The sequence below is a fragment of the Kitasatospora sp. NPDC059462 genome, assembly GCF_042749955.1.
GTDB lineage: Bacteria > Actinomycetota > Actinomycetes > Streptomycetales > Streptomycetaceae > Kitasatospora.
In genome coordinates, this window is record NZ_JBHYUU010000253.1 from 1 (window position 1) to 9,643 (window position 9,643).

Annotated in this window: 5 protein-coding genes, 1 tRNA gene and 3 pseudogenes; 7 read left to right on the forward strand and 2 right to left on the reverse strand. The window is 75.7% G+C overall.

Translation table 11 applies throughout. The features are described 5' to 3' along the window. A pseudogene (locus ACFXAM_RS35580) lies at positions 1-936 on the reverse strand (hypothetical protein); the annotation flags it as partial. A 433-nt stretch (positions 937-1,369) separates the two neighbouring features. On the opposite strand from ACFXAM_RS35580, the gene ACFXAM_RS35585 reads away from it, so the two are divergent. Further along, entirely contained in the window at positions 1,370-1,768 is a 399-nt protein-coding gene (locus tag ACFXAM_RS35585) for a hypothetical protein (protein ID WP_380297706.1), read from the forward strand. Between the two features lie 123 nt (positions 1,769-1,891). Here ACFXAM_RS35585 and ACFXAM_RS35590 read toward each other — a convergent pair whose 3' ends face one another. Next, entirely contained in the window at positions 1,892-2,371 is a 480-nt protein-coding gene (locus tag ACFXAM_RS35590) for a universal stress protein (RefSeq protein ID WP_380297708.1), read from the reverse strand. A gap of 707 nt (positions 2,372-3,078) precedes the next feature. On the opposite strand from ACFXAM_RS35590, the gene ACFXAM_RS35595 reads away from it, so the two are divergent. The 6 genes and pseudogenes from ACFXAM_RS35595 to ACFXAM_RS35620 form a co-directional block, all read left to right on the forward strand. Next, positions 3,079-4,221 carry an HAD-IA family hydrolase gene (locus ACFXAM_RS35595; RefSeq protein ID WP_380297702.1) on the forward strand — a complete coding sequence of 381 codons (1,143 nt, stop codon included), beginning with the start codon at positions 3,079-3,081 and terminating at the stop codon, positions 4,219-4,221. 1,557 nt (positions 4,222-5,778) lie between these two features. Next, positions 5,779-6,936, forward strand: a pseudogene (locus tag ACFXAM_RS35600) (helix-turn-helix domain-containing protein); the annotation flags it as partial. A 554-nt stretch (positions 6,937-7,490) separates the two neighbouring features. Beyond that, positions 7,491-8,093: an oligoribonuclease gene (gene orn, locus ACFXAM_RS35605; RefSeq protein WP_380297703.1), complete on the forward strand. Its 603-nt coding sequence runs from the start codon at positions 7,491-7,493 to the stop codon at positions 8,091-8,093. A gap of 125 nt (positions 8,094-8,218) precedes the next feature. Then, positions 8,219-8,294: transfer RNA gene (locus ACFXAM_RS35610), tRNA-His, on the forward strand. Positions 8,295-8,474: 180 nt separating this feature from the next. Next, positions 8,475-8,921 (forward strand): DUF4442 domain-containing protein, encoded by a 447-nt coding sequence (locus ACFXAM_RS35615; RefSeq protein WP_380297705.1) that lies wholly within the window; start codon positions 8,475-8,477, stop codon positions 8,919-8,921. A gap of 228 nt (positions 8,922-9,149) precedes the next feature. Next, positions 9,150-9,643 (forward strand): annotated as a pseudogene (locus ACFXAM_RS35620) (hypothetical protein); the annotation flags it as partial.

Here is a 9,643-nt window from a genome sequence, read left to right on the forward strand (position 1 = left end):
AGCAGCGGCCGTTGGGGCTGCGGCTGCCGCGGCCGCAGCCGCAGCCCCGGCTGCAGCCGCCGCAGCCGCCACGGCGTTGGGGGCGGCGGCTGCGGCCGCCGGGTTGGGTGGTGGCGCGTTGGCACCCGGGTTCGCGGCGGCGGGGTTGGCGGCGCCGGCCGCCGCCGGAGGGACCGCCGCGGTGCCCGCACCGGCCGGAGCCGGAGCCGGGGCCTCGCCCTCGTACTCGCCGGGGGCGTCGGCGGCGACCGGGCGGGGCGGCAGCGGGCGGCCGTCCTGGCCGACCGCGCCGTCGACCGCCAGGCCTTCGGCCCTCGCCAGGGCGGTGTGCCGACCGGGCACGGCCTGCCCGGAGGCGGCGCAGTCCAGTGGGTGGCCCGGTTCCAGCAGGCCGCCCGCGGCCTGTCCGGTACAGCTGACCGGCCCCACCCCCGGGAGGTGGTCCACCACGCTGACCGAACTGATCGGCGAATCCCCGACGGCGTCGACCCGGTATCGCAGCCGGACGTCGCCGCCGACCACCATCGGCAGGAAGGGAGCGGCTCCAAAGCGCACCTGAGCAAAGGTCAGGCTCCGGCGCGGTGCGGAACGGGCGGAGCGAACCACCACACCCGTGCCCGTGGGAACACCGACACGGGCCAGGGTGATCCCGGCGACCAGCCCCTGGTAGCCGGCCTCCGCGGTCGCGACGGCCGTCGGCATGCCCTTCGGGGCGGTCGCCTCGGCCCGGACCGCGGTCCGCTGCCGTCCGCTGAGGGCCGGCAGAGCGGCCGAGCACTCGACCACGCCCAACGGCGGGAGGGCGAAGGGCTGCTGGTTCCCGCAGACCACCGCCGCCCCGGAGACCTGGGCGTCGGTCACGGTCGAGACGGTGAGCGGATACTCGGCCTGGTTCGTCAACCGGTAGACGCGGAGCAGCTGTTCGTCGGCGCGCACCCGGACGTCGACACCGGTGGCGCCGTTGGTGCGGGCCTCCAGCCGGATCGCTCCCCGGGCCTCGCCGCCCGCCGGACGGAGTGCCGACGCCCGGAGAGCGTGGGCCGAACCGGCCGGGGCCGGGGCGAGGAGAAGCAGGAGGAGAAGAGAAAGAAGGGGGGAGGCGACGGCGCGGGGGAACGGACGGCAGGGAGGACGGCGTGGGGAACGACTCGGCGGCGAGGCTGGCCCAACGATCACCTTGTCATTCTTTGCCGCACCCCCACGGCGGAGCGGGCGGCACCGCGCGCCGTCGGCATGGATGACACGTTCGGCCCACACCACCCCGCCCGTCCGACCGGCGGGCCCGCAGACTCGCGGACCCGCATGGTCGGGAGTCGCGATCCCGCCGAAGTCGCCGACCGACCGTCACCCCGCGCCGGTGTCCGGCATGATGATCGCCGTGAACACCGAGATGCTGATAGACACCTGGCGACGAATCCTCACCGACTCCCGCAAGTCATGGGTGTTGTTCGAACACGGCACTTGTGTCGTGCTGACGGCCCCGAGCGGGGAGCTTGCCGAACAGGCCACCGCTCTGCTGAAGGAGTTCGGCCCCGTGCACGCCGGGTCGTCGTCGGGAGACTTCGGGGTGACCGACCTCAAGGACGCCGACGGTTGGATCGTCACCGGCCACCACAACGACATCCTCACCTACGTCGGCCTCGATGAGTCCCAGGAGCTTCCGGAGATCGCGGTCGGACTGTTCGGTCGCTCCAAGCGTCATCGGGACGGCACCGAGCTTCACGTCGTCCACGTCGAGGACAAGCGAGGCTCAGCGGACCCGGAGTGAGCAACCGGACGATGCGGCCGACGGGGCACGGTCGGCCGCTTCCGCTCCGGGGGGGGACGGCCGGGCGGCGTGCGACGCTCCGGGAGGGAGGGCCGGAACGGGAGGTCGGAAGCGGACCAGCCGTCAGGGGATCACGATCACGGGGCGGTTGGCGCGGCGGGCGAGGCGGCCGGAGACCGTGCCGAAGATCTTGCCGAGCAGGCCGTGGGTCGTGCCGACCACGATCGCGTCGGCGGCGAACTCGCGGCCGACCTCCTCGATCTCGTGGCAGATGTCGCCGCCCCGCTCGACCAGGATCCAGGGCACCCCGGCGAGGAAGTCCGCACAGGCGAGTTCCAGGCCGAGCACCTCCGTCCGGTGGTCGGGGAGGTCGACGAAGACCGGCGGCTCGCAGCCCGCCCAGACGGTGGCGGGCAGGCGGTTGGCCACGTGCACGATCACCAGGCCGCACTGGGAGCGGCGGGCCATGCCCACCGCGTAGGCGAGCGCTCGCTCACTGGACAGCGAGCCGTCGAAGCCGACCACCACGCCGTGCTGGAAGGCGGGGTCGCAGGCCCCGGCGGGTGCCTCGCGGTCCACCGGTTCGCCCGCCGCACCGGGCAGGTCGGAGGCGCTCGGACGCTCGGCGCCCGGTCCCGGCCGGCCCGTCACCGGGGGCTCCGGGGCATCGGGGCGCCGTTCGTCGCGCCGCTGGCGTGCGCCTGAGCCGGAGCGGCCACGGCGCACGAGGTGGCGAAGGGGGCGGGTGAGACCACCGCCCCGGGCGTCCTCGTCCGGTTCGACCGGCGGGGAGGGCTCAGAACCAGCCATGGCACAAGGCTCTTCGAAGGAGATGGGCCGACAGGAGAGGACAACGCTGCCCGGGCGGCAGGCCCGCCCACGGGAAGACGTCGGTCTGCGCCGAGCACCACCGTTTGTGACCTGTTCCTTTCAGAGTACGACGGGCCGGACACGCAGCCCAGCCGCGCGGCCCCGGGGCGGCACTCTTCCCGCGAACGAGGGATGCGCGCGCCACTGCGGCGCGCCCCCGTCCGGGCGCGGAAGCGCCCCTCCGGCGTGGGAGGTTCCCTGGAGCTTGACGGAGCGGGCCGGGTGGCGCAACAGCTCTCCGGGACACCGTGACCGGACTGTCATGGATCGATGACGATCCGTTGCGGACGGTCACCGGGCAGTGAGACGAGCAGGGGGGAGACCAGTGGGGCGGGCGGTGCGCCGCCGACCGGCACCCGTTTCAGCCAAGGGGCACCGGTTCGGGACGCCGTCTGGCATTTGCCAGGTGCATAGGCCCGACCGCTGGCACCATGCGAGACATGCCCCTGCTCCTGCTCGACCTCGACAACACGCTGCTCCCCAGGGACGCCGCATTCCGGGCCTGGGCTCAGGATTTTCTGACCGAACGGGCGCTGCCGCCCGCAGACGTCGACTGGCTCGTCACCATCGACGGCGGCGGCTACGTACCGCGCAGCACCGTACTGTCCGCCGCCCGGCGCCGCTACGGCCTCGACGAGTCGCTCGACCGGCTGCTCGCCCACTACCGGCACGGCATCAACTCCTACATCAACTGCCCGGCGCGCAACATCGACGCGCTGCGGGCGGCGCGCGCGGCCGGGTGGACGCTCGGCATCGTCAGCAACGGCAGCACCGGTCCCCAGCTGGAGAAGATCCGCCGCACCGGCCTCGGGCCGATGGTCGACGGCTGGGTGATCTCCGAGGAGGCCGACTGCCTCAAGCCGGACCCGTTGATCTTCGAGATCGCGGCCCGGCGCTGCGGCGTCACACCGACCGGGGACTGGGCCGCGCACACCTGGATGATCGGCGACCACGCCCCCGCGGACATCGCCGGTGCCGAGCTGGCCGGGCTGCGCAGCGTCTGGCTGCACCACGGCCGCCCGTGGGCCGAGCCCGCCTACCGGCCGACGTTCAAGGCGGCCGGCCTGCCGGAGGCCGTCGGGCAGGTGCTGGCCGCCCGCGGTGCTCCGGCGCCCCGGCGGGAGGCCCGGGCGGGAACCGCTCCCGCCGCGCGCCGTTCCGTCGTCGGCGGCGGCGTGGCGCTCGCGCGCCTGTCGGGGCCGGCGGGCGGTGCGGGCCATCCGCGCACCCACGAGCGCGGGCCCGCCGGTGTCCGGGCGGCAGCCGTTCCCGGGGCGATCTGCGGGACGGGAGCGATCGGGGCGCAGTCCGGCCCCGGCGCGGAGCGGCGGGCGGCGGCGCCGGGCGTCCCGCGCGACGGCGCCCCGCTGCGGCCGTACGCCGCCGAGGGTGGACACGCGCCTTCGACCGCGCACACCACCGGCAGTGCTTCAACCGTCGCCGATGCGGGACAGACTGTCCGAAACCGGTCCGACGGGTTTGCCGGGGATGCCGCCACCCTTCCCGCAGTGGCGGAACCCCTGGGCGCGCTCCCGGCGCGGCCGGACTTCGCAGTACCGCAGCGACCGGCCCGGGCCGGGTAGCGGACTTCGGGCCGGGCCCGAGCGAAGTCCGGGCCCACGCGAAGTCCGGGCCCGCGCGGAAGCCGGTCTCGCGCAGAGCCAGGCCCGAACGCCAGGCCGCGCGCAAGCCGGGCGGCCGCGCATCGCGGGAGACGACGCCCGCCGTGCGCGGCCGTCGCGTCCGGCGAGCACCGACGAGGACACCCGATCCGGCGGCAGCCGGTCGGGCCGGAGCATCCGGCAGCGGCCCGGTCGACTCACCCACCGTCAGCGGCGCCGCCGCGCAAGGCCCGTCGCCGCACGGACGTGATCGCACCGTTCGAATCCGGGTCGTTCATCGTGCAACCATTTCATCGCCCTCGGCGTCGTCAGTTCCGGGCCCGGCGACGCCGGTTCGGGCTCCGCCCACGCGTCACGCCCCGTCCGGTCGGCGCGGTTCGACGGCCCGCCGGCCGTCCCGACCGGGGCCTGCGCCCACGCCCCAAGGGGCCGGGCATCGCCGTTGGCCGGTTAGGGCCGGCCGGGGATCTCCCCGGGAGAACGGCGGCATGAGGCCACCGAGCACCCTTCCCGGGCCCCGGCACTGGCCGGATGAAGCCTGGGAGGCGCACGCCGTGCGGCCGTGCGCCCTCGCGTGCACCGGCTATTTTCAGTCAATCTCGCGCAGCTCCCCCGCCCTTGGGCAAATCCGCAGCCCAGGCGCACCGGCCGGGCACCTCCGAGCCGGACGTCCCAGGACCCGTCCCGCGACAACCAGCCACCGTTGCCCCGGCCCCCTTCCCAGAAGGGTCGACGGCTGCCACGCTTCGTGATCGAATGCATCACGCCAAATTGCCATGTCGACATAGCGTCGGATGGTGAACTTGTCACAACGGCAACGGTCCACCCGATAGATTCGATCTTGGCCAGCAGTGCCGCACGACCACACCACACCACCGAGGGGGCTTGAGCGCCTTGAGCAGGGTGAGCAGGAGCGACGCGGGTCCTGACAGCGGCCAGGCCGTGGCCGGCATCGCGGGTCGTTCCGCGAGAAGCGCCGGCTCCCAGGCCTCCACCGCCAACACCCGTCACTCCGGCACCGCCTCGTACCCCTCCTATTCCCCTGCGGCCCCGTCCGCCCCGGGAGTCCCGTCGGCACCGGGAGCCCCGGCCGGCCCGGGCGCCCCACCGGGCACGGGGACCCCGGCCTTCCCGGCCGCCCCGGAGCACGGTGGACGCCCCGTCAGCCGACCGGCCGTCAGCCATTCCGGGGGGTACGGCAGCGGCTCGGACGGCCGGGTCGGAGCGTCGGTTACCGGCCATTCCGGGGGGCACCCGGGCGGCCATTCCGGACCGGACGGGTTCACGGCCTTCGCCGCCGGACCGTCCGCCGCCGCCTTCGCCCCGGGTGCCCCCGGAAACGGCCTCGGACCCGCCCTCCCCGGGCTGTCCGGCCCCGTGTCCGCCGGCGGTCTCCCCGCGGGACCGCTCGGCCTCGGCGCCGTCGGGCACGGCGCCGGCGGACACGGCCCGGCGATGCACGGCCCCGGCGGCCACGGCGGTCCCGCCACCGGTCTCAACGGCTCCTCGGCGCCCGTGATGGCCGCCGCGCCCCGCAAGCTCTCCGGCCGCCGCCGCCGCGAGACCGTCGCCGTCCTGATCTTCGGCGGCGCACCGATCTTCGAGAGCTCGATCCCGCTCTCGGTCTTCGGCGTCGACCGCCAGGACGCCGGGGTGCCGCGCTACCGGCTGCTGGTCTGCGCCGGCGAGGAGGGCCCGCTCGCCACCACCGGCGGCCTCACCCTCTCCGCCCCGTACGGGCTGGAGGCGCTGGCCCGGGCCGGCACGATCGTGGTCCCGGCCTGGCGCTCGATCTCCCAGCCGCCGCCGGTCGAGGCGATCACCGCACTGCGCAAGGCGCACCACGAGGGTGCGCGGATCATCGGCCTGTGCACCGGCGCGTTCGTGCTCGCCGCCGCCGGTCTGCTGGACGGCCGCCCGGCGACCACCCACTGGATGTACGCGCCGACCCTGGCCAAGCGCTACCCCCGGGTGCACGTCGACCCCCGCGAGCTGTTCGTCGACGACGGCGACGTGCTCACCTCGGCCGGCACCGCCGCCGGCATCGACCTGTGCCTGCACGTGGTCCGCAGCGACCACGGCGCCGAGGCCGCCAACGCGCTCGCCCGCCGGCTGGTGGTGCCGAGCCGTCGCAGCGGCGGAGGGCAGGCCCAGTACATCGATCAGTCTTTACCTGAGGAGATCGGCAACGACCCGCTCGCCGAGGTGGTCACCTGGGCGCTGGAGAACCTCAACCAGCAGTTCGACGTCGAGGTGCTGGCGGCCCGCGCCTACATGAGCCGGCGGACCTTCGACCGGCGGTTCCGCACGCTCACCGGCAGCGCCCCGCTGCAGTGGCTGATCACCCAGCGGGTGCTGCAGGCGCAGCGGCTGCTGGAGACCTCGGAGCTGTCGGTGGACGACGTCGCGCGCCGTTGCGGCTTCCGCTCGCCGGTGGCGCTGCGCGGGCACTTCCGGCGCCAGCTCGGGGTCTCGCCGGCCGCGTACCGGACGAGCTACCGGGCCCGGCGGCCCGGGGCGGCGGCCGCGTCGGCGGGCGGCGACCTGCGGACGGCCGGAACGGTCGGGTCGCAGGCCACCGCGGCGGCCGTCGGATCGGTGCCGGGCCAGCACGGCGGCCACGGCGGGCCGGTCGGGCACGGGCAGCCGGCCGTCCCGGGGTTCCCGGGCGGGCCGGGTGCCGCGCATCCGGGCCAGCACGGGCAGCCGTCCGGGCCGGGCGTCCACGCGCGGGCCGGGCAGCCGTACCCGCACCAGCAGGCCGGCCATCCGTCGCACCCCGGGCAGCCGGGGGCCGGCCGCGGTCCGGCGCGCCCGTCGATGGTCCCGGCGCAGCCCGGGCCGGGCGCGGGCCGTCCGCCCAGGACGGCGGAGCACGCCGCCGCCGAGGACGGGGTCCCGCAGCCGGGCGCGCGCGGCCAGGGCCAGGGGCACCGGAGCGCGGCCGACCGGCCGCAGGACGGGGCGCCGGAGGTCCGGGCCCGGCAGGCCCGGGCGGGCCAGCTCCGTCCGCAGGCCGGCCGGGGCACCGCGGCGGAGGCCGGGGAGCCCCGCGAGGGCCGTGCCGGACGGGCCTCCCGCCCGGCGCACCCCGCCGGTCATCCCGGCCGGGAGGCCCGGGAGGGGGACGGCCACGCCCAGGACGAGCACGGGTCCGAGGGCCGCGCCCCGGCGCCGCGCTCGGCTCCTCCGGTGCCCGCGGCGCGTGATCGCGCCGTAGGGTGAGTTGTGTGAATGACCGTTTGGTATGGATCGACTGTGAAATGACAGGCCTCGACCTCGACCGGGACGCCCTGGTCGAGGTCGCGGTGCTGGTGACGGACTCGGAGCTGAATGTCCTCGGCGAGGGCGTGGACGTCATCATCCGCCCGCCCGCCGAGGCGCTGGCGAACATGCCCGAGGTGGTGCGGACGATGCACACCTCCTCCGGGCTGCTGGACGAGCTGGAGCACGGGGTCACGCTGGCCGAGGCGGAGGCACTGGTCCTCGCGTACGTGCGCGAGCACGTGCCGGAGGCCGGGCGCGCGCCGCTGTGCGGGAACTCGGTGGCCACCGACCGCGGGTTCCTGGGCCGGGACATGCCCGCGCTGGAGAACCACCTCCACTACCGGATCGTGGACGTCTCCTCGATCAAGGAGCTGGCCCGGCGCTGGTACCCCAAGGCGTACTACAACAGCCCGCAGAAGGGCGGGAACCACCGGGCGCTCGCCGACATCCGCGAGAGCATCGACGAACTGCGCTACTACCGCGAGGCGGTGTTCGTCCCGCAGCCCGGGCCGGACACCGACACCGCGCGGGCGATCGCCGAGAAGTACCAGGCCCCGGCGGGCTGAGCCCGGGGCGGCGGAGGTGCTCGCGCGGGGGAACGGAAACCCTGGCGCGAGCACCCTTCCGGATCCTGTAGAGTTCTTCTTGTCGGAGCGGGGAAGCCGAAAGGCGGAAGCGGTCCGGACAGATGGTGGGTGTAGCTCAGTTGGTAGAGCACCTGGTTGTGGTCCAGGTGGCCGCGGGTTCGAGTCCCGTCACTCACCCCATCGCCCCGAGGGGCCGGTCTCGTCAAGGGACCGGCCCCTCGGGCTTTTTCGCGTTCCCTCACATCGGCGACGGCCGGGCGGCGGTGGGGTGTGGCGCACGTCGCACCGTGGTCCGCGTCTCACGCGTTCGTCCGGGTCCGGGTCTGCCACCGGAAGCTACTGGCTAGTAACGTTGCCGCCATGACCACTGCTTCGATCGGCCAGCTGCTCGACTCCACCGTCCCGATGGCCCGGACCCTCAAGCTGGAGTACCTGGAGACCACCCCGGAGCGCGCCGTGCTCCGGCTGCCCGACCAGCCCGAGTACCACAACCACGTGGGCGGCCCGCATGCCGGTGCGATGTTCACCCTGGCCGAGTCGGCCAGCGGCTGCATCGTGCTGGGCGCCTTCGGCGACCAGCTCTCGCGCGCGGTGCCGCTGGCCGTGAGCGCCGAGATCGCGTACAAGAAGCTCGCCATGGGCGCCGTCACGGCCACCGCCGTGCTCGGCCGGCCGGCCGGCGACATCGTCGCGGAGCTCGACCGGGGCGAGCGCCCGGAGTTCCCGGTGACCGTCGAGATCACCCGCGCCGACGGCGCGGTGACCGGCGTCATGACGGTCGTCTGGACGCTGCGCCCCAACTCCTGAGCGGGGTGCGGCGGACGGTCCGCGCCGGCCGTCCCCGGCAGAGGCGCCCGATGACTGTCCGTGACGGTGCCCGTGACCTCACGGTCCGCCCGCTCGTTGTCGATTCACGTGCGAGCCAAACACGCGACCAGGGGGCCGGAACCCGACCGACGGACCGTCGGCGGCGGGCGGCGCGGGGCCCGGCGGTGGCTGCCCCGGCCGCGGGCCCTCGCGGCGGGCGGGGCGCTCGTGGCACAGCTGTGGGGGTTCGGCGCCCCCGTCACCTGCGCAGCCGGCGCCGACACCCTCCCGGAACCGGCCGGCCGCAGCGTCGGCCGGGCCCTGAGCGGCGGGGCAGCGGCGCCCGGCGCGGCGGCGGAGCAGCCCGGGCCGGACCCGGCCGCGGGGCTGCTGGACGGGCTCGCCGACGCCGTCCCGGAGGTCGCCGCGGACGTCCTGGTCCTGGAGCCGGCCGCCGCGGCAGGCTCGATCGGCCGGGCGCTCCAGGACCTGATCAGGGCCGGTGGCCTGCCCCTGCCGGGACAGCGGGCCGCCGTGCCGGACGCGTTCGCGATCGCCTCGGGCCTGCTCGGCGCCGTGCCCGCCCAGGCCCGCCCCGCCGAGGCGCGCGCGGCCGGCGACGGGACGCCCGCCGGGCCGTCCGGCGGTTCCGCCCGGTCCGACGCCGCCCGGCCGGCGCGGCCCGCGGGCTCCCCGCACGGCCCGGCCGCACCGCCCCCGCC

Coding starts and splice junctions, on each gene's coding strand:
- ACFXAM_RS35585 (WP_380297706.1), top strand. CDS start 1,370: ATGATCGCCGTGAACACCGAGATGCTGATAGACACCTGGCGACGAATC.
- ACFXAM_RS35595 (WP_380297702.1), top strand. CDS start 3,079: ATGCCCCTGCTCCTGCTCGACCTCGACAACACGCTGCTCCCCAGGGAC.
- ACFXAM_RS35615 (WP_380297705.1), top strand. CDS start 8,475: ATGACCACTGCTTCGATCGGCCAGCTGCTCGACTCCACCGTCCCGATG.